This window comes from Allgaiera indica, from assembly GCF_900106675.1.
Lineage (GTDB): Bacteria > Pseudomonadota > Alphaproteobacteria > Rhodobacterales > Rhodobacteraceae > Acidimangrovimonas > Acidimangrovimonas indica.
On sequence record NZ_FNOB01000008.1, the window covers coordinates 161,518 to 181,014 of the forward strand.

Sequence of the window (19,497 nt, forward strand, 5' to 3'; positions counted from 1 at the left end):
TATAGCGTCGCGCCGCGCCTGCGCTCAATTTTCCACAAGCGCGCGGGCCGCGTCGTGCGCCTTGCGCATCACCGTGGGCAGCGCGCCGGGGCTGAACTTCGGCCCCGGCACAAGGGTTCCGCGCCGGGGCGTCGCATCCGCTGGAAGCCGGGCGGCCAGAACCGTCAGGATCAGGTGGAAATGCGTGAAGGTATGGCGCACCTCGCCCGCCGGCCGCCATTCGGCCTCGGCCGGCGGGGCGGGATCGGGGGCCTCGGCCCAATCGCTGCCGGGCCAGCCCAGCATGCCGCCCAGAAGCCCCCGCGCGGGGCGTTCCTCCAGCAGCCAGGCGCCATCGTCGCGGCGCGCCACATAGGTGTAGCCGCGCCGCGTGGGCTTTGGCGGCTTCGCGCTCTTGCGCGGCAGATCGCCCTGAACCCCCGCGCCGCGCGCCTTGCAAAACCCCTCTAGCGGACAGAGCGCGCAGGCGGGATTGCGCGGCGTGCAGATCGTCGCGCCCAGATCCATCATCGCCTGGGCGAAATCGCCGGGCCGGGCCTCGGGCGTCAGCCGCGCCGCCAGGCGCGCCAGCTCCGGCTTCGAGCCGGGCATCGGTGCCTCGACCCGGTCAAGCCGCGCCACGACACGCTCGACATTGCCGTCCACCACCGTCGCGGGGCGATCGAAGGCGATCGCCGCGATCGCGGCGGCAGTATAGGGGCCGATCCCCGGCAAGGCGCGCAACCCGTCCGGCGTATCTGGGAAATCTCCGCCCAGATCCCCCGCCACCACGCGGGCGCATTTCAGCAAGTTGCGGGCGCGGGCGTAATAGCCAAGACCTGCCCATTCGGCCATCACCTCGGCATCCGCAGCCGCCGCCAGCGCGCCGACATCCGGCCAACGCCCGGTGAAGCGGCGGAAATAGTCGCGCACCGCCGCCACCGTGGTCTGTTGCAGCATCACCTCGGACAGCCAGACGCGGTAAGGGTCGGGGCGGATACCTGCGGCGCGTTCGGCCGGACCCACGCGCCAGGGCATCACCCGCGCGTGACTGTCGTACCAACTCAGCAGCGCCGCCGCTTCGGCCTTTCCATCGCGCAAAATTACGCCTCCCTCGATTCATCTTGCTGGTTCTTGGCCCCAGGCGCTTTACAATACGGGTTGGAATGGAGATTGACAGCCGGATGAGCAAACGCCCCTCTCCCCCGTCCCGCCGGATGCGCGGGTTCGAGCCGGCCTCGGGCCTGCTGAAGGAGCGGATTCGCAAGGCCGGCGAAAGCCGCGGCTTCGCGGTGACCCGGCTGTTGACCCACTGGGCCGAAATCGCGGGCGAAGAGATCGCCGGCATGGCCCGCCCGGTCAAGGTCAGCTATCCGCGCGACGGCTTCGGCGCGACGCTGACCTTGCTGACCACCGGCGCCCAGGCCCCTATCGTCGAGATGAAGAAGGACGTGATTCGCGAACGCGTGAACGCCTGTTACGGCTACGCCGCGATCAGCCGGGTCCATGTCACCCAGACCGCACCCACCGGTTTTGCCGAAGGGCAGGTCGAATTTACCCATGCGCCCAAACCCGCACCTGCCCCGCCCTCGCCCGAAGTGCAGCGCAAGGCTGCCGAAGTTTCGGGCGCGATCACCGATGAGCGCCTGAGGGCGGCTCTTGAAGCCTTGGGACAAAACATCTTTACTCGGCCCCGAAAATAAAAGAGGCATTGTCATGTTGAAGTCACTCCCGAGCACACTGCGCGCCGCCCTGCTGGTCGTCGGCGCCCTGATGTGGGCCGGTACCGTCGCCACCGCCGCCCAGGCCGACACCGGCCAGACCAAGGTGGCGCAATCCGAGGCCACGCAGAATGGCGCCGCCGCCAAGGCCGATGCCAAGGCCAAGCTGCCCGCCGTGCCGGATTATTCCGAAGGCAACCCCAATGCACCGATCCATGTGATCGAATACGGGGCCTTCACCTGCCCGCATTGCGCGGAATTCCACGCCACCGTCTATCCGAAGCTGAAGAAGAACTACATCGACACCGGCAAGGTGAAGTTCACCTTCCGCGCCTTCTTCTTCAACCGCTATGGTCTGTGGGCCGACATGATCGCCCGCTGCGGCGGCGAGCAGCGTTTCTTCGGCATCGCCGACATGCTTTACGACCAGCAGCCCGACTGGGTCGGCGCGGGATCGCCCGAAAAGGTGATCGCCAAGCTCAAGACCATCGGGCGCAGCGCCGGGCTGACCGACGGGCAGATGGACCAATGCCTGAAGGACGGGCCGATGGCGCAGGCGATGGTGGCCAAGTTCCAGAAGGAAAGCGCGGCCGACAAGATCGACGGCACGCCGACCTTCATGATCAACGGGAAGAAATATTCCAACATGGATTACGCTGCCTTCTCGAAGATCCTCGACGGGCTGCTGAAGAAGTAAGGGTGATGGCAGCACCCCTGGAAGGCGTCCGCGTCATCGAGATGGCGCGCATCCTGGCCGGTCCCTGGGCCGGCCAGACCCTTTCCGACCTTGGCGCCGAGGTCATCAAGGTCGAGGCCCCCGAAGGCGACGACACGCGCCGCTGGGGCCCGCCGTTCATCGAGCGTGACGGCGACCGCTCGGCCGCCTATTACCATGCGGCCAACCGCGGCAAGCGGTCGGTCACCATCGACTTCCGCACCCCCGAGGGGCAGGAACAGGTGCGCCGCCTGGTGGCCGATGCCGATGTGGTGATCGAGAATTTCAAGGTCGGGGGGTTGGCCAAATACGGGCTGGATTATGACAGCCTGCGCCGGGTGAACCCGCGGTTGATCTACTGCTCGGTCACCGGTTTCGGCCAGACCGGGCCCTATGCCCATCGGGCTGGGTATGATTTCATCATTCAGGGCATGTCGGGGCTGATGAGCATCACCGGCGAACCCGGCGGTCAGCCGCAGAAGGTGGGCGTCGCGGTCACCGACATCTTCACCGGGATCTATGCCGCCACGGCGGTTCTGGCAGCACTGCATCAGCGCGGCACGACGGGCGAGGGCCAGCATATCGACATGGCACTGCTTGATGTGGCCACCGCGATCATGGCCAACCAGGCGCTGAACTATTTCGCCACCGACAAGGCGCCGCCGATGATGGGCAACGCCCATGTCAACCTGGCGCCCTATGCGGTCTATGATTGCGCCGACGGCTGGATCATCATCGCCACCGGCAACGACGCGCAATACCGGCGCCTCTGCGCCGTGCTGGGCCTCGACGACATGGCCGAGGCGCCAGAGTTCCGCACCAATGCCGACCGTCTGGGCAACCGCGCCGATCTGACCCGCCGCATCACCGAAGCCACCCTGCGCTGGACCAAGTCGGATCTTCTGGCCGCGTGCGAGGCCCAAGGCATCCCGGCGGGGCCGATCAATGATCTGGCCGAGGTATTCGAGGATCCGCAGATCAAGGCGCGGCAGATGAAGGTGGAACTGGACGGCATCCCCGGCGTGCGCTCTCCCTTCCGCTTCTCGGGGGCGGATCTGAACCTGACCCGCCCCTCGCCGAAGCTGGGCGAGGATCAGGACCTGCTGGACTGACCGCGGCCCCTGGGGCACGCCGCGCCCAGGCCGCAAGCGGGGCCTGCGCCGGGCCTAGCCCCGCCATGGCCCCCAGCCGAAGGACATGTAGTCGCGCTGATAGGCGTCTCGCGTCGCTGCCTCGACCTCGTCGTCGTAGATCTCGGTCAGGGCAAAGGGCGGATCCTCGGCGGCGGGCAGCGGGGGGCAGTCGATGCCCAGCTCGGCGCTCAGATAGGCCAGGCCCTCGGGCAGGCGTTCCTCTCGCAGCACCAGATCGGGGCCCTGGAACCGGGCGAAGCCCTGCAACAACGCCGCCTGGCTGGCCCAGGCGCCGTTGATGCGCAGCCCGGTCTGGCCGGCCAGGTTCTTCTTCAGAAACGACAGGAACGAAAGGAACCCCGCGCGCAGTTCGGCGCGATCGGCGCCGGCATCGGGCGCGGCCACCTGATAGCGGCGCAGCGCCGCGCGGGTATCGCGCCGCGCCGGATCCAGAACCTGCGCACAATAGGCCGCATGGGCGCGGGCCACGGGATGGCGCAGCACGGTGAAGCTGCGGTGCCCCGGATGGCGCCGCTTCCATTGCCGCAGCGCCTTCTGGGTGAAGCCGCCGACCAGCCCCTGCCCCACGCTATCCAGCCAGGCCAGCATCTGCGCCTCCGGACCCGCCTGAACGGGCATGTAAAGCAGCCCGACCTCGGCCCCTGCGTGGAACCCTGGCACCGCCGGGCCGCGCCGGGGTTCGAAATTCGGCGTCCGCGACAGGTTGAACCGGTCGAGGCGGGTCAGCGCGGCCTCCATTTCCTCGGGGTTCTCGACCTTCTCGGACAGGGGTTCGGGGTTTTGCTTCTTCAGCTTGTCGGAAATGCCCTCGATCCGCTCATCGCGGCCCAGGAACTTCGCCAACCCGTTCAGCACCTCGACATCACCGATATCCTCGTAGTCGATGTAGAACGCCGTCTGGCCAGAGACCTGCAGCGCATGCATGATCTCGATCTGAAAGGCCTGGATCTGTTCCAGATGCGCCTCGAATGCCGGCGCGTCGAAATGCACCCTGGCCTGGCGTTGATGCTTGACGTTGGTCAGCTTCCACTGCCCGGTCTGTTTGGCGATCGCCAGCGAGACATAGCTTTCCACCGGATTGCGCGTCAGCACCACCTTGGCGCAGCGCGGATCGGCCATCACATGTTCCAGCACCCGCGGGTCGTGGTCGTGGAAAAACCGAAACCCCGGCAGCGCATCGCTGCGCGCCACCATCCGGCGCAGCAACTCCAGCGGGTCGGCCTCGCGCTGCGTCAGATCCATGTCGAACAGCTCGGACTGGTTCTTGTGGCCGACGAAGGTGGGGTTGAACACCTCTCCCAGGCAGGCAAGCGTGCCGAATTCGTTGAGATTGGCCTCCAGAAAGTTCGACCCCGTCCGCATCTCGGCCAGGACCACGAAAAGATCGAAAGGCTTTTGCGGCATCTCGCGGGCTCACTTCACCAGATAGGGCCGTGACCGGCGGGCGCCGGGCGCGCGGGGCAGATCGCCCACCGGGAAATCGCCCATCAGAAGGGGCTGCATTCCCTGGTTCTTGAGGTTCTGCAGGAACTGGCCAAAGCCGGTCAGATCCACCATCTTCGGCGCCTCGGCCAGACGGCGCAGGGCACGGGGGTTGATTTCGTCGATGATGGTCTGCATGGGCTCCATCGGGCTTTCGACGAAGTCCGCCATGGTCCAGATCCGTACCCGCGCCTTGGCATAGGGCGATCGCAGGATGTTCAGATGTTCGCCCTCGATTTTCTGCAGCCGCGCCGCCTCCTTGCGGATCGCCGCGAAATCGAGGTTCGAGCGGAACAGCGGCACCGCCCAGGCCCCCGACACGACCGAGATCTGCGCATTGGGATCAAGCGCCATGAACCAGCTGGCATCCTGCGTGTCGGCGGGGCCGAACTGGAAGCACTGGCGCTCTCCCCTCGTGTTCCAGATCAGGTTGGTCAGAAAGGCGTGGGGGTTGTAGTCGCGCAGCTTCGCGCTGTTCGACAGCGCACCGTTGTAGACGGTCTCGCCGCCGGCGAATTCGACGCGCTCGGGGCCATAGATATGGCCGTGGACGCGGCTTCCGGTGGTCTTCGACAGCCAGGTCTCGAAATCCTCGAACAGCTCGTAAAACCCTTCGAACACGGAATAGGGCGCGCAGGTGCGGCCGTTTTCCCAGTTCTCGTTGGGGTGACGGCTTTGCATGTAAAGACCCGGGCGCCCCCGGGTGCGCCGTTCCACCGCCTTGGCGAAAAGCCGGTCGATCTTGCCGGGGCTGGGCTCGGCCCGCGGCTGCTGCGGCCCGGCGCCACGCAGGAAGGTATCATACAGCCTGTCCGCCTGCGGCCAGATCTTGCGCGCCACGAAGCAGTCCGAGCGGCGCAGAAGCTGCAGGTGGTCGTCGTAGAAGATATGCGGCTTGCCCTGGAAATCGAACTTCGACAGCGTCAAAGAGCGGCTTTGGATATCGGTGGAATAGAGCCGCGCGAGGGTCTGGAAATAGCTTTCGTCCGGGATCCAGACGCGGCGGAAATAGGCGTCATGCGTCTCGCGCTCGGGGTCTTGCAGGATGGCCGACAACGTCTGCCGCGTCAGGCACCACCACTGGCTGCCCAGATGCGGGACCACACCGTCGGGAATGTGCCGCTTGAAGCCGATGCGGCGCTGGAATTTCACATACCAATCGAAGGCCCGGCGGTGCCGCTTCCACGAGAACGGGAAACGCAGGGTGAAACGTTCAAGGTCGATCCCCCCCACCGTCCATCCGACATCCTCGGTGGTGACGGATTCGATGAAATCGGTGCGCGGATGGGCGGCTAGATAGGCTTCCAGTTCCTCGACCGGGCGCAGCGGCAGGCAGGACCCCGAGGCCAGATAGACATGGCGCACCTGGGGAAAGTCGCGCAGCATGACCGTCGCGGCCTTTTGCGTCGCCGCGACCAGCGACCAGGTGCCCCATTCGCAGCGGTGACGGGCGGAGAAGCGGATATTGTCCAGATCCGAAAGCAGCCGGGTCAGACGCCCGTGGCCCTGGCGGCTGACGCGCTTGTCGACGTGGATCACCACCGGATAGCCACGTTCGGCCCAGTAGCGCGCGACCTCGGCCGCCCGGTCCAGCGCCGTGTGGCACAGCATGATGAAGCCGATCGTCATGCGCGCGCCCTCATGCCCAATTGCCTTTCGACATCAGGCCCAGGATCTCGAGCTGGCGCCAATTGATGTACTTCTCGCTCCATTTGCACCACAGGTCCGGGTCGTCCTGCAATCCGGCAGCATAGGCACGGTATTCGTGACTGTTGGCGTAATGCTGGCGGCGCTCCAGCTCTTCGTCGGACTTCTTCGCGAAGCTGTCCAGGAACTTGGCATGCAGCAGGCAGCCCGAGGCCTTCTCGCCCCCCCATTCATCATAGACCAGATTCAGCCCCCGTGGCAGCAGCATGTGGGTCGAACTGACATAGGTGTAGTGGCGGTGCCATTTGACCAGCGGGATCTTGTTCAACGCCGGGGCGCGTTCGGGATTTTCGGGAAAGAACACCCGCGCCCGCGGCCCGCCCTGGATCCACAGGTTGCCATAGCGGCGGTTCCGTTCGATCATGTAATTGCCGCTGTCGAACCAATTGGCGATCTCGAACGGATCGTCCCCTTCGCTGTAGGGCTGCGCGTCGATCCGGCCCTTGGGGTACATATCCAGCAGCATCGCCCCGAAGGACCGGATCGAGGACGCATCCAGCCAATCGGTCAGCGCCCGGATCGAGCGCGTGTCGCAGAACGGATAGACGAAGAATTCGTCGGGATCGACGACCAGGGTCCAATGGCCATGGCCGTGGCGCCATTGCAGCCAGTTCAGCCAATCCACGCCAAAGCGCGCCCGCTTGTAGCTGTGCGTGGTGGTCCAGACCGAACAATCGGACTGATCGCAAAGGTATTCACGCGATCCATCGTCGGAACCGTTGTCGACGAACAGGAAGTGGTTGACCCCGAGGTCGCGGTAGTACTGCAGGAAATAGGGCAGACGGACCCGTTCGTTGCGCAGCGTCGAAAAGACCAAGATATCATGCCGGCCGATTTCACCCGTGCGATTGGCGACGGTGGTCAGTTCACGCCGCTTGCGAAAGGCGCGGAGTCTCCAGCGCCTGCGGGCGAGGCGCAGCAGATATGAATTCCACAGTCCCAACCGTTCTCTGCCTCCAGGCACATGCAGGTCATGGTCCGTGCAGAGCTATCACGTCAGGCTTAACACCAGCTTGAAATGATCCGCCCATGTCAGAAGGCGCGGATATGTCCGCGCCACGCCACCGCTCGTCCCTTCCGCCGGGCCTGCCTGCGCAGCCATGGCCTCGATTTTTGTACGCCAAAGATAGCGGTCGCTCAGGTCTGCGTAAACCGGGTAATTGCCCAGGGTCTCTTGATAGACCGCAAGATCGCCACAAAGCACCGGCACCCCAAGGGCGGCGGCCTCGACGGGCGGAAGGCCGAAGCCTTCGGCAAGGCTGGGAAACAGCAGCCCCGCGGCGCCTTCCAGAAGCGCGGCCGCGGCGCCGTCGGGCAGCGGGCCCAGCTCATGCACATGGTCCGGGCGGGCTTCGAGCCGCGCGAAAAGCGCCGCGTTATTCCAGCCGCGGCGGCCTATGACATAAAGATCGGGCACGCCCCCGGCCGGCGGATCGCGCATGAAATCCTGCCAAACGTCCAGCAGCAGGGCATGGTTCTTGCGCGGCTCGATCGTGCCGAGCGACACGAAATATGGAGGCCGAAGGTTCAACCCCGGCGGCAGCGCGGAACGGTCGGGACGCGGCGGATCAATGCCCAGGGGCGCGACGACGATCGCGGGAACCCGGCCCAGCCGCGCGAAATGCCGCATGGCGTCGGCCCGCGTGGCGTTCGAGTTGCAGATCACCAGATCGGCGCCCCGGGACACTGCGGCAAGGCGCCGCGCGAAGGCCTCGGGCATCCCGGGCGACGACAGCGCCGGATGATCGAGCGGGATCGTGTCGTGCAACAGCACTGCCGCCCGCCCGCCCGCCGCGTGAACCGCGTCGAACACCCGTGCCGAAAGATGCGCATGGCCGGTGTTGAGATAGGCGAACCCGGCCGGCAGGTGACGCCGAAGCAGCCGCGCCAGGCCCGAGGGACGCGCCCGGCCGGTGGCCAGCCGGCGCAGATCGGCCTCGGCGGCGGCGCGGGGCATGTTGCGGCGTTGCGACAGCCGGCCCAGCAGGTCGGGCGCGCCCCAGGGCCGCGCTCCGCCAAGGCGGTCGCGCAGCGCGGCGGTGCCGTCGGGGCCCAGCAAGACGACGCCCAGCGTGCTACGGATCAGCGCGAACAGCGGCTCGGGCCGCGCCAGAAGCGCCTCGAGATACGCAAATTCCACCCGGTCGACGCCAGTGGCCGCCCCCTTGCCGGCCCGGGCGACAAGCCGCGAAAGATCCAGCAGTCGCACCGGCGGGGGCGGCGCGGCCCCCGGTGGGTCGTCGCATTGCCGGGCCGACGTTATTGCGCGGCCCTTTGCAGGCCGACCAATTCCTGCAGATAGGCCGACAATTCGTCGCGCAATTCGTCACGCGCCAGCCCGAAGGCCACCGTCGCCTGCAGGAACCCGGCTTTTGACCCGCAATCGTAGCGCTGGCCCTGAAAGCGGTAGCCATAGACATCGTTCGACGTGGTGATTTCCTCGGCGATGGCGTCGGTCAGCTGGATCTCGCCGCCAGAACCGGTCTTCTTGCGGTTGAGGTTGCGCAGCACGCTGGGCGTCAGGATATAGCGCCCGATCACCGCCAGGTTGGAAGGCGCCTCCTCGGGCTTGGGCTTCTCGACCATCGCCTTGACGCGCACCCTGTCACCCAGGTCCTCGGCCACGTCCAGAACACCGTAGGCCGAGGCCTTCTCGGGCGGGACCTCCATCGCCGCGACCATGTTGCCGCCGGTCTCGGCATGGGCCTCGACCATCTGCTGCAGGCAGGGCTTTTCGGCGGCGATCACGTCGTCGGGCAGGATCACGGCAAACGGCTCGTTGCCGATCAGGCGCGACGCGCACCAGACCGCGTGACCCAGGCCCAGCGCCTTGTGCTGGCGCACATAGGCGATCGCGCCGCTATCCATATTGGTGTTCTTCAGCACTTCCAGCAGCTGGGTCTTGCCCTTGCGCTTCAGTTCCTGTTCCAGCTGCGGGGCGTGGTCGAAGTAATCCTCCAGCGCACCCTTGCCGCGCGAGGTGACGAAGATGAATTCCCTGATGCCGGCCGCGCGGGCCTCGTCGATTGCGTACTGGATCAGCGGGCGATCGACCAGCGTCATGATTTCCTTGGGGATCGACTTGGTTGCAGGAAGGAACCGGGTCCCGAGTCCCGCCACGGGAAAAACCGCCTTCGTCACCTTGCTCTTCATGCTTGTTCTTCCCCTGGGTCGCACCGTCGCGGCGACCATGTTCCAATACAGACCGATCCCGCGGCCCGGACCGCATCATGGGATCGCAAGAATAGTACGCCTTCACGCCAAAAGTATGTCATTGTCTAGCAAGGGCGCCCTGGGTTGAGAACCCCCGCCCCCGCTATTCGGTTCCGACTGGCCGAAACTGACCGATACGCCCGATTTCGCGGCGCAGGCGGTCGTTGAACCGGGCAAACCGAAAGCGCGGGCCGCTGCGCTCGGAACGACCGAAAAGCCCGCCGCTTTGCTCCCAATAACCTTCGGTGTCGAACCGCATCCGGTGCGGGCGCGCATTGGGGCCAAGGCACAGAAGCGTAGCGATACGCCCGGCCTCCAGCTGGGTCAGCGCGGCGCGGCGCAGCTGGCGGCGCGACCATGGCCTGCCTGCCAACACCACGCCGGGGCGCGGCCCCGTGCCGGGCAGCGCGCGGAAGGGTGGCGGATCGTCGGCCAGGGGCCCCAGCGCCGGCAGCGGCCGTGCCGCGCCCTCGGTCAGCCCTGCCTCCAGCGTCGCCAGCAACCGCTTCACGTCGGGCGGAGAGAGGCGTCCATCCACCATCATCGTCAACAGACGCCTGCGTTGCGCGGCACGCAGCCGGGCAAGCGCCGGCGCGGGATCCTCCTGCGCGGCGTGACGGCGCAGGAAGACGGCGGTGGACGCGCCGATCTCGGCCAGGCTCAGCGGCGCGCGGTCGGCACGGCGGCGTTCGCTGGCGGCGAAGCTGTGATGAACCTGCGCCTCCGGCACCACGGCGGTCAGATGCCCCGCGGCGGCCAGGGTCAGATCCACATGTGCCTCGTCCAGATAGAAATGCAGGGCCGGGTCGAAACCGCCCGCCGCCATCAGCGGTGCCCGGCGAAACGCCATGTTGGTGCCTTGCGTCTTTACCGCGCGCCGCGCGTCACCCGCATGAAGCGTCGCCGCCGTCGCGTCCACATCCAGCAGCGTGTCCTCGCCCAAGTGGTCGATCCACGCAGCCTTCCATTGATAGGAAATCCCGTTGCGCCCGCGCACGAAGCCGGTCGCGGCGGCGACCCGGTGGTCGTTGAAGGGCCTGGCCAGGCGCCGGATCCAGCTGGGTTCGGGCACCGCGTCGTCGTCGATGAACGCCACTACCTCCCCCGCCGCCTGGGTCAGACCCAGATTGCGGGCGGCCGAGATGTTGGGCTTGTCGAAAGGGATCAGCTTCACCCGGTCCGCCAGCAGCGCCAGCGCGGCACAGGCGGCCGGGTCGGCGACCACGATCAGCTCGATCCTGGGGTGGTCCTGCTGGTGCAGCGCGCAAAGGCAGCGCCGCAGCGCCGCCGATCTGTGGCGCGAGGTGATGACGATGCTGGTCCCATGCTCTGTCATGACCCGCCCATCGCTTGCCTATCCCATTGCCTGCCTAGGGCGCGCCCATGGCCGCCAGCATCGTCTCGATCCTGGCCACGTCCTCGGGGTTGTTCAACTCCCAGAACTGGCGGCCGCGCGCCTGGACTTCGACGCACAGAACCGCGCGCCCCTGTTCCAGAAATCGCAATTGTTCCAGCCCTTCGAGGCCTTCCAGCGGCCCCGGATGCCAGCCGGGATAGGCCGACAGCGCCGCCCGCCGATAGGCGTAGACACCGACATGGTGGAAAACCGGGGTCTCGTCGGCATCGGCATAGACGGTGCCGGTAAAGGGGATCACCTCTTTCGAGAAATAGAGCGCCCTGCCGCCTTCCCCGAAGACCGCAGTGGTGCCGCCGACCCGGCCCGCGCGCCGGTCCTCGATCAGGCTGTTCAGCATGCGGCCATCGCAGCGCAGCACCGGGGTGGCGACCTCGCACGAGGGGGTGGCGGAAAGCCCTGCGACCAAGTCCTCGATGAACCAGGCGGGCGTCAGCGGCGCGTCGCCCTGCAGGTTGACAACGATATCATAGCCTCCGCCCAGGGCATCATGCGCCTCGGCGCAGCGCTCGGTGCCGTTGCGGCACGAGGCCGAAGTCATCACCACCTCGGCGCCCACGCCTTCCGCCACGTCGCGGATGCGGTCGTCGTCGGTGGCCACCACCACGCGGTCGACGCCCCGGACATCCATCGCCGCGCGCCAAGAACGTTCGATCAACGTGCGTGACTGGCCGGTCGCGCCGGTCAGCGCCACCAGAGGCTTGCCCGGATAGCGGGTCGATGCGTAGCGGGCGGGAATGACGATCAGGGTCTTCATCGGCTCAGCCCGCCGGCTTCAGATCGACACCCGGGGCATGGGCGATGAAGAACGGGTTCTCGAACCCGGGCTTGCCATAGCGGAAGGGCGTGTGATCGTCGAAACGTACCATGGCGCCGCCCGCGCCGCGCAGCACCGCGTCGCCCGCCGCCGTGTCCCATTCCATCGTCCGGCCGAGCCGGGGATAAAGATCGGCCTCGCCCGTCGCCACCAGGCAGAATTTCAGCGAAGACCCCGCGCTTTTCAGATCCCGCACCCGGTAGCGCGCGATATAGGCGTCGGTCGCGGGATCGCGGTGCGATTTCGAGGCCACGACCATCAGCGCGTCGTTGTCGGGGACCGCGACATGCAGCGGTGTGACGGGGCCGGGGATGTCGGGATCGAAATCGCCCGTCTCCTCGACCGAGGCGCCATCGGCCCGGGTATAGAACAGCCGCCCCCGCGCAGGGGCATAGACCACGCCGCGCAGGGGCACGCCGTTGTCGACATAGGCGATGTTCACGGTGAAATCGCCACGCCGCTTGACGAATTCCTTGGTGCCATCCAGCGGATCGACGATCAGGAAGGTCGACAGGCTTTGACCATGGGTGGCTGCCTGTTCCTCGGTCACCAGGGGGATCCGGGGAAACGCCGCCCGCAACCCGGCCGAGATCAGCGCATCAGCCGCCAGGTCGGCCTCGGTCACTGGGCTGGCGTCGGATTTTGTGCGTACCTCGAAATCCTCGGCATTGTAGATCTCCATGATCCGGTCGCCTGCCGCCAGCGCGAGACGGCGGAAGACGAGGATCATCTGGTCGAGGTCGGGGTTAGGCATTGTTTCTCCTGTGCGCCGGCAAGGTTTCCCGCCCGGCAGTTGATAATAAAGGGTTGCCCCCTTATCATCCGCCCGCAAGGGTTCGGCAAGCTTTGCCGGCGATAAGGGGGCCTGAGTTCCGCAGGCGCAGCAGGAATGCGACAGGCATGTTCAGGCAGGATCTACCGCCATCGACCCTAAGGCTGGCCCTTGGCCAGTTGGAGCTGATCTATCACGTCGCGGTGCGCGATGTGCGCAAGACCCATCGCAACGCGATCGTCGGCCTGCTGCTGAACATGTTCCAGACGATCTTGATGATCGTCGTCTTCTACGTCCTGATCGTGGTGCTGAAGCTGCGCTCTAGCGCGATCCGTGGGGATTTCATCCTCTACATCATGTCGGGCGTGTTCATGTACATGACCCACACCAAGACCATGAAGGCGGTGGTGGGGGCGGATGGGCCGACCTCGCAGATGATGAAGCACGCGCCGATGAACACCATCGTCGCGGTCGGGGCGGCGGCGCTGAGCGCGCTTTATATCCAGATCCTGTCGATGACCTTCGTGCTGACGCTCTACTATTGCGCGATGACGCCCTTCACGGTCTACGAGCCGGTGCAATCCATGGGGATGCTGCTGCTGGCGTGGTTTTCGGGCCTGTCGATCGGAATGCTGTTTCGCGCCTTCAAGCCCTGGCAGCCTGAACTGATCGGCCTGCTGGCGCTGGTCTACGGGCGGGCGAACATGATCGCCTCGGGCAAGATGTTCGTGGCCAACACGCTGACGCCGACGCTGTTGTCCTATTTCGACTGGAACCCGCTGTTCCATATCATCGACCAGGCGCGCGGCTTCATCTTCATCAACTACAACCCGCACAACTCGACGATCTCCTATCCGATCTATGTCTGCATCGCCTGTTTGATGATCGGGCTGATGGGCGAATTCTACACCCGCCAGCGCGCCTCGATCAGCTGGGGCGCGAAATTGTAGGCCCAAAAGGGCCGCGCCCCACACTGCGGATTTGATCCGGGCCACCTTGGGAGTATGTCTTCCAAGGTGAACGCAGGAGGAGGGTCGGATGACCATCATCTACATGCACGACGACTGCCTGGGCCATGTCGAGCCGGCAGGCCATCCCGAACAACACGCGCGGCTGAAATCGGTCGCGGCGGCACTGGAAGGCTTCGCGGGGCTGGATCGCCGCACCGCCCCCCTGGGCGCGCGCGCCGAAATCGCCCGCTGCCACCCCGAAAGCTACATCGACCGGGTACATGGCGCGGTGCCCGTGCAGGGTTGGAGCCAGCTCGACGCCGATACCTATCTTGCGCCCGGCTCCTGGGCCGCGGCGCTGCGCGGCGTCGGCGGGGTCTGCGCCGCCGTGGACGCCGTGCTGGGCGACGAGGACCGCAACGCCTTTGTCGCCTGTCGCCCGCCCGGCCACCATGCCGAGCGGGAAACGGCGATGGGGTTTTGCCTGTTCGGCAATGCCGCGATCGCGGCCAAGCGGGCGCTCGATCACCACGGCCTGTCGCGCGTCGCGGTGGTGGATTTCGATGTCCACCACGGCAACGGCACCCAGGACCTTTTGTGGAACGAGGCCCGCACGCTGTTCTGCTCCTCGCATCAGATGCCGCTTTATCCCGGCACCGGCGCGGCGAATGAGCGCGGCGCGCATGACAACGTGCTGAACCTGCCGCTGGCGCCCGGCAGCGACGGCGCCGAGATGCGCCGCGCCTACCAGCGTGTGATCCTGCCCGCCGTCGATGCCTTCAAGCCGGAGTTGATCGTGATCTCGGCCGGTTTCGATGCCCATGCCGCCGATCCGCTGGCTCAGCTGGAATGGCGGGCCGAGGATTTCGGCTGGCTGACGGCAGAGATCTGCGCCCTGGCCGAGGCCCATTGCGGCGGCCGGGTGGTCTCGACACTCGAGGGGGGATATGATTTGCAGGCCCTGGGCGAAAGCAGTGCCCGGCATGTGCGGGAATTGATGGAGCGCAGCGGATGAGCGAGACGGTCAAGCCGGTGGATCAGATGAGCTTCGAGCAGGCCATGGCCGAGTTGGAGCAGGTCGTGGGCCAGCTTGAGCGCGGCGACGTGCCGCTGGAGCAGTCGATCAAGCTTTACGAACGCGGCGCGGCGCTGAAGGCACGCTGCGAGGAAAAGCTGAAGGAAGCCGAGGAGAAGGTGGAGTTGATCCGCGCGCAGGAAGGCCGCGCGGTGGGCACCACGCCCGCCGAAGGCCTCTGACATGTTCCCCGACGTCCTGGCCGCGGACGCGGCCCTGATCCAGTCGTTTCTGGACGCCGAACTTGCCGACCGCGCCGATCAGCCGGTCATTCACGCGATGCGCTACGCCCTGCAGGGTGGCAAGCGCCTGCGCGGCTTTCTGGTGATGGAAGGCGCGCGGTTGCACGGGCTGGCGCCCGAGGTCTCGGTCATCGCGGCGGCGGCGATCGAGGCGATGCATGCCTATTCGCTGATCCACGACGATCTGCCCTGCATGGATGACGACGACCTGCGCCGCGGCCAACCCACGGTGCATGTGAAATGGGACGAAGCCACCGCCGTGCTGGCCGGGGACGCCCTGCAAACGCTGGCGTTCGAGCTTCTGTCGCGCGAGGCGCTGGGTCCGGCGGAGCGGCGCGTGGCGCTGCTGGGGTCGATGGCGCGGGCCGCCGGGGCCGGGGGCATGGTGCTGGGCCAGGCGCTTGACATCGCCGCCGAAACCGCCGCCGTGCCGCTGACGCTCGACCAGATCACCGAATTGCAGGCCGGCAAGACCGGTGCGCTGATCCGCTGGTCGGCCGAGGCCGGCGCGCATCTGGCCGGCGCCGATCCGTCGGCGCTGGGCCGCTATGCCACGGCTTTGGGCCTTGCCTTCCAGATCGCCGATGACATTCTGGATGTCGAGGGCGACGCAGAGAAGGCGGGCAAGCGCCTGCAAAAGGACGCCCACGCGGGCAAGGCCACCTTCGTATCGATTCTGGGTCTGGAAGGCGCGCGCGCCCGGGCCCGGGCGCTGGTCGAACAGGCCGAAGCCGCGCTTGCCGGCTATGGCGACGGGGCGGAACGCTTGCGGCAGGCCGCGCGCTTCGTTATTGCCCGCGACAGCTAAGCGCCCCCGGGAGGGCCCCGAAAATGAGTGACAGACCCCAGACCCCGATGCTTGACTGCGTGTCGCTGCCCGCCGATCTCAAGGATTTGTCGGACCGCGAATTGCGCCAGGTGGCCGACGAACTGCGCGCCGAAACGATCAGCGCGGTGTCGGAAACCGGCGGTCATCTGGGCGCGGGGCTGGGCGTGGTCGAGCTGACGGTGGCGCTGCACGCGGTCTTCGAAACCCCGCGCGACAAGCTGATCTGGGATGTCAGCCACCAGTCCTATCCCCACAAGATCCTGACCGGCCGGCGCGACCGGATCCGTACCCTGCGCCAGGAAAACGGCCTGAGCGGTTTCACCAAGCGGTCGGAAAGCGCCTATGACCCGTTCGGAGCGGCGCATAGTTCGACCTCGATCAGCGCGGCCTTGGGCTTTGCGGTGGCACGCGATCTGGGCGCCGACGGGGTGGGCGACACGATCGCGGTGATCGGCGACGGCGCGATGAGCGCCGGCATGGCCTATGAGGCGATGAACAACGCAGGCCACCTGAAGACCCGCCTCTTCGTGATCCTCAACGACAACGAGATGTCGATCGCGCCGCCCGTGGGGGCGATGTCATCCTACCTGTCGCGTCTTTACGCCGGTGCCCCCTTCCAGGAACTGAAGGCCGCCGCCCGGGGCGCCGTCAGCCTGCTGCCCGAACCTTTCCAGATGGGCGCGAAGCGGGCCAAGGATGTGCTCAAGGGTCTGGCCGTGGGCGGATCGCTGTTCGAGGAGCTTGGCTTCAGCTATGTCGGCCCGATCGACGGACATGACATGGAGCAACTGCTGCCGGTGCTGCGCACGGTGCGGGCGCGGGCGACAGGGCCGATGCTGATCCACGTGATCACCAAGAAGGGCAAGGGCTTCGCCCCGGCCGAGCGCGCGATGGACAAGGGCCATGCCACGGCCAAGTTCGACGTGGTGACGGGCGAGCAGAAGAAGGCGCCCTCGAACGCGCCGTCCTACACAAAGGTTTTCGCCAAGTCGCTGATCCGCGAGGCCGAGGCCGACGACAAGGTGGTTGCGGTGACCGCGGCGATGCCGGACGGCACCGGGCTGAACCTTTTCGCCGAACGCTTTCCGCGGCGCTGCTTCGACGTGGGCATTGCCGAACAGCATGCGGTGACCTTCTCGGCCGGCCTTGCGGCGGCGGGGATGAAGCCGTTCTGCGCGCTCTATTCCACCTTCCTGCAGCGCGGCTATGACCAGGTCGTGCATGACGTGGCGATCCAGCGGCTGCCGGTGCGTTTCGCCATCGACCGCGCCGGGCTGGTGGGGGCGGATGGCGCCACCCATGCCGGCGCATTTGATACGGCCTTCCTGTCCAACCTGCCCGGCATGGTGGTGATGGCCGCCGCCGACGAGGCCGAGCTGGTGCACATGGTCGCCACCGCCCATGCGCTGGATGACCGCCCCTCGGCCTTCCGCTACCCACGCGGAGAAGGCGTGGGTGTCGAGATGCCCGAACGCGGCCAACCGCTGGAGATCGGCCGTGGCCGAATGATCCGCGAGGGCAAGCGTATCGCGATCCTAAGCTTCGGGACCCGGCTGGCGGAGGTCGAGAAGGCGGCGGAATCGCTTGGCCAGCGCGGAATCACCCCAACGATCGCCGACGCCCGCTTCGCCAAGCCGCTGGACCGCGACCTGATCCTGCGCCTGGCCGCCGAGCACGAGGCCCTGATCACCATCGAGGAAGGCGCCGTGGGTGGCTTTGGCAGCCAGGTCGCGCAGCTTTTGGCCGAAGCGGGCGTCTTCGACCATGGGCTGAAATTCCGCATGATGGTGCTGCCCGACATCTTCATCGACCAGGCCAGCCCCGCCGCGATGTATGCCGTCGCGGGCCTGAACGCCCAGCAGATCGAGGCCAGGGTGCTGGAGGTTCTGGGCATCACCGACATCGCCAGCCGCCGGGCCTGAAGCCCAGGCGGCCGGCCCGCGGGCCAGGCCCTTCGCGGACGTCCGCGCCCTGGTTTCGCACCCCCGAAACCCCAGCGGGATATCTGGACCGGAAAGAATGCAATGCGGCGTTTCCCGCGCTTGCTTCGGTCTCGATATGCTTCTTGGGGGGCGCAGACGGCAAGGTCGCCGTCCGCCAGATCCTATTCCGCGGCCAGCGGGCGTGCACTTTGACCCAGCGTGCTGACGATGGTGGCCATCGCGCGGGTCAGCGCGGCCTGGACCTCGGCAAAATGCGGATGCGGGCGGATCGTCTGTTCGTCCATGTAAAGCGCGCGGTCGATTTCGACCTGCACCACATGCTGGCCCCGCATCGGGCGGCCATAGGCCTGGGTGATATAGGCCCCCGCGAAGGGCACGTTGCGGGCGACGCGAAAGCCCTGATCCGCGAATGCGGCTTCCACCGCCTCCGTCACCGCACCGTCGGCGGAAGCGCCGAAGCGGTCGCCCAGGACGATCTCGGGGTGCGGGCGGCCGACCCGGCCGTGGTGCTGGATCGCCTCATGCGGCATCGAGTGGCAATCGATCAGCAGGCTCTGCCCGAACTGCGCCAGCCCCTCGTCGATCAAGGCACGCAGGCGGTCATGATAGGGCTTCCAGTAGCCGTGCAGGCGCAGGTGTGCCTCTTCCGCGCTGATCTTGCCCCGGTAGATCGCACGCCCGTTCGAGACGACGCGGGGAATCACGCCCAGACCCGAGGTGACGCGGGGGTTGTGCCCGGCGGTGCGAATGCCGGCGATCACCCCAGGGTCCAATTCGTCCACGGCCCGGTTCAGATCGACGAAGGCGCGCGGCGCGCGGGCGCAGATCAGCGGCGCGCCAAGTTTCGGCGCGTCGGAAAACAGGCGGTCGACGAAGGCGTCTTCGGACGAGCGGATCGCGTGTGGATCCAGCACCGAGGCCGCCAGGAACGCGGCCCCGTATTCCTGCCCAGAATGCGGCGAGGAGAAAACCACGCCTGACGCTCGCCGGGCGGGAAGATATAGATCGTAAGCGGCGCTGGCGCGGGTCATGCGTTTCCTCTTGGCAGCAATATAGTCTGCTTTTGCGAACTTGCCAAAACCCCTTGAACCGGCGAACGACTCCTTTTATAGACCCAGCGACCGACGCGGTTCGCCCCGCGTCCTTTTCTTTCGGGATCGGGAAACGGGCGGATGCACGGGGCGTGGGCGGTTAGCTCAGCGGTAGAGCACTACGTTGACATCGTAGTGGCCACTGGTTCGATCCCAGTACCGCCCACCATTCTTAACCGTCCCCGGGGCGTCACGCCGGGGACATTCGTTTTTCAAGGCGCACGCGCGCCGCGAACAGGAGATCGACCGATGAAGGTCCGCAACTCGCTCCGCTCGCTCAAGCAGCGTCATCGCGATTGCCAGATCGTGCGCCGCAAGGGCCGCGTTTATGTGATCAACAAGACGCAGAAGCGGTTCAAGGCCCGCCAGGGCTGAGGCTGCCCGCAGCCGGAA

General features: G+C 66.6%; 19 protein-coding genes and 1 tRNA gene. 10 read left to right on the forward strand and 10 right to left on the reverse strand.

Annotated features, from left to right (window positions below):
• Positions 1-24: 24 nt before the first annotated feature.
• Positions 25-1,017: an A/G-specific adenine glycosylase gene (locus BLV97_RS09500; protein WP_081825142.1), complete on the reverse strand. Its 993-nt coding sequence runs from the start codon at positions 1,015-1,017 to the stop codon at positions 25-27.
• Between the two features lie 146 nt (positions 1,018-1,163).
• On the opposite strand from BLV97_RS09500, the gene BLV97_RS09505 reads away from it, so the two are divergent.
• The 3 genes from BLV97_RS09505 to BLV97_RS09515 are packed head-to-tail and all read left to right on the forward strand — an operon-like array spanning position 1,164 to position 3,527.
• Positions 1,164-1,682, forward strand: a complete 519-nt coding sequence (locus BLV97_RS09505; RefSeq protein WP_035845061.1) for a DUF721 domain-containing protein — start codon at positions 1,164-1,166, stop codon at positions 1,680-1,682.
• A 13-nt stretch (positions 1,683-1,695) separates the two neighbouring features.
• The gene (locus BLV97_RS09510; RefSeq protein WP_035845016.1) at positions 1,696-2,397 is read left to right on the forward strand and encodes a DsbA family protein; all 702 of its coding nucleotides are present in this window, start codon (positions 1,696-1,698) and stop codon (positions 2,395-2,397) included.
• 5 nt (positions 2,398-2,402) lie between these two features.
• Complete coding sequence (locus BLV97_RS09515) at positions 2,403-3,527, forward strand: CaiB/BaiF CoA transferase family protein (protein ID WP_035845018.1); 1,125 nt, start codon at positions 2,403-2,405, stop codon at positions 3,525-3,527.
• A 54-nt stretch (positions 3,528-3,581) separates the two neighbouring features.
• On the opposite strand, the gene BLV97_RS09520 is transcribed toward BLV97_RS09515, so the two are convergent.
• From BLV97_RS09520 to cysQ, 8 genes are all read right to left on the reverse strand, one after another.
• A complete protein-coding gene (locus BLV97_RS09520; RefSeq protein WP_035845020.1) occupies positions 3,582-4,973 on the reverse strand; it encodes a nodulation protein NodH in 1,392 nt (463 codons plus the stop codon).
• Between the two features lie 9 nt (positions 4,974-4,982).
• Positions 4,983-6,680 carry a DUF5927 domain-containing protein gene (locus BLV97_RS09525; RefSeq protein WP_035845022.1) on the reverse strand — a complete coding sequence of 566 codons (1,698 nt, stop codon included), beginning with the start codon at positions 6,678-6,680 and terminating at the stop codon, positions 4,983-4,985.
• Positions 6,681-6,690: 10 nt separating this feature from the next.
• On the reverse strand, positions 6,691-7,701 hold the full coding sequence (locus BLV97_RS09530) for a glycosyltransferase family 2 protein (protein ID WP_035845024.1): 1,011 nt from the start codon (positions 7,699-7,701) through the stop codon (positions 6,691-6,693).
• A 48-nt stretch (positions 7,702-7,749) separates the two neighbouring features.
• On the reverse strand, positions 7,750-8,967 hold the full coding sequence (locus tag BLV97_RS09535; protein WP_035845030.1) for a glycosyltransferase family 4 protein: 1,218 nt from the start codon (positions 8,965-8,967) through the stop codon (positions 7,750-7,752).
• Between the two features lie 50 nt (positions 8,968-9,017).
• On the reverse strand, positions 9,018-9,911 hold the full coding sequence (galU, locus tag BLV97_RS09540; RefSeq protein ID WP_035845032.1) for a UTP--glucose-1-phosphate uridylyltransferase GalU: 894 nt from the start codon (positions 9,909-9,911) through the stop codon (positions 9,018-9,020).
• Positions 9,912-10,074: 163 nt separating this feature from the next.
• Positions 10,075-11,307, reverse strand: a complete 1,233-nt coding sequence (locus BLV97_RS09545) for a glycosyltransferase family 2 protein (RefSeq protein ID WP_035845034.1) — start codon at positions 11,305-11,307, stop codon at positions 10,075-10,077.
• Positions 11,308-11,341: 34 nt separating this feature from the next.
• Positions 11,342-12,142 (reverse strand): 3-deoxy-manno-octulosonate cytidylyltransferase, encoded by an 801-nt coding sequence (locus BLV97_RS09550; RefSeq protein WP_035845036.1) that lies wholly within the window; start codon positions 12,140-12,142, stop codon positions 11,342-11,344.
• Between the two features lie 4 nt (positions 12,143-12,146).
• Positions 12,147-12,956, reverse strand: coding sequence for a 3'(2'),5'-bisphosphate nucleotidase CysQ (gene cysQ / locus BLV97_RS09555; RefSeq protein WP_035845038.1), 810 nt, complete (start codon positions 12,954-12,956; stop codon positions 12,147-12,149).
• 146 nt (positions 12,957-13,102) lie between these two features.
• Between cysQ and BLV97_RS09560 the strand changes: the two genes are divergently transcribed.
• The 5 genes from BLV97_RS09560 to dxs all read left to right on the forward strand — a co-directional run bounded on the left by BLV97_RS09560 (position 13,103) and on the right by dxs (position 17,992).
• Positions 13,103-13,924 (forward strand): ABC transporter permease, encoded by an 822-nt coding sequence (locus BLV97_RS09560; RefSeq protein WP_035845040.1) that lies wholly within the window; start codon positions 13,103-13,105, stop codon positions 13,922-13,924.
• Positions 13,925-14,012: 88 nt separating this feature from the next.
• Positions 14,013-14,939 carry a histone deacetylase family protein gene (locus BLV97_RS09565; RefSeq protein WP_035845042.1) on the forward strand — a complete coding sequence of 309 codons (927 nt, stop codon included), beginning with the start codon at positions 14,013-14,015 and terminating at the stop codon, positions 14,937-14,939.
• Positions 14,936-15,181, forward strand: a complete 246-nt coding sequence (locus BLV97_RS09570; RefSeq protein ID WP_081825140.1) for an exodeoxyribonuclease VII small subunit — start codon at positions 14,936-14,938, stop codon at positions 15,179-15,181. Before BLV97_RS09565 ends, BLV97_RS09570 begins: the two co-directional genes overlap by 4 nt.
• Position 15,182: 1 nt before the next feature.
• A complete protein-coding gene (locus BLV97_RS09575; protein ID WP_035845044.1) occupies positions 15,183-16,049 on the forward strand; it encodes a polyprenyl synthetase family protein in 867 nt (288 codons plus the stop codon).
• 23 nt (positions 16,050-16,072) lie between these two features.
• A complete protein-coding gene (gene dxs / locus BLV97_RS09580) occupies positions 16,073-17,992 on the forward strand; it encodes a 1-deoxy-D-xylulose-5-phosphate synthase (RefSeq protein WP_035845047.1) in 1,920 nt (639 codons plus the stop codon).
• 182 nt (positions 17,993-18,174) lie between these two features.
• On the opposite strand, the gene BLV97_RS09585 is transcribed toward dxs, so the two are convergent.
• On the reverse strand, positions 18,175-19,044 hold the full coding sequence (locus tag BLV97_RS09585; RefSeq protein ID WP_035845049.1) for an N-formylglutamate amidohydrolase: 870 nt from the start codon (positions 19,042-19,044) through the stop codon (positions 18,175-18,177).
• Between the two features lie 154 nt (positions 19,045-19,198).
• On the opposite strand from BLV97_RS09585, the gene BLV97_RS09590 reads away from it, so the two are divergent.
• Together BLV97_RS09590 and ykgO are read left to right on the forward strand one after the other, a co-directional pair.
• A tRNA-Val gene (locus BLV97_RS09590) sits at positions 19,199-19,273 on the forward strand.
• 80 nt (positions 19,274-19,353) lie between these two features.
• Positions 19,354-19,479, forward strand: coding sequence for a type B 50S ribosomal protein L36 (gene ykgO, locus BLV97_RS09595; protein ID WP_013069105.1), 126 nt, complete (start codon positions 19,354-19,356; stop codon positions 19,477-19,479).
• Positions 19,480-19,497 lie beyond the last annotated feature (18 nt).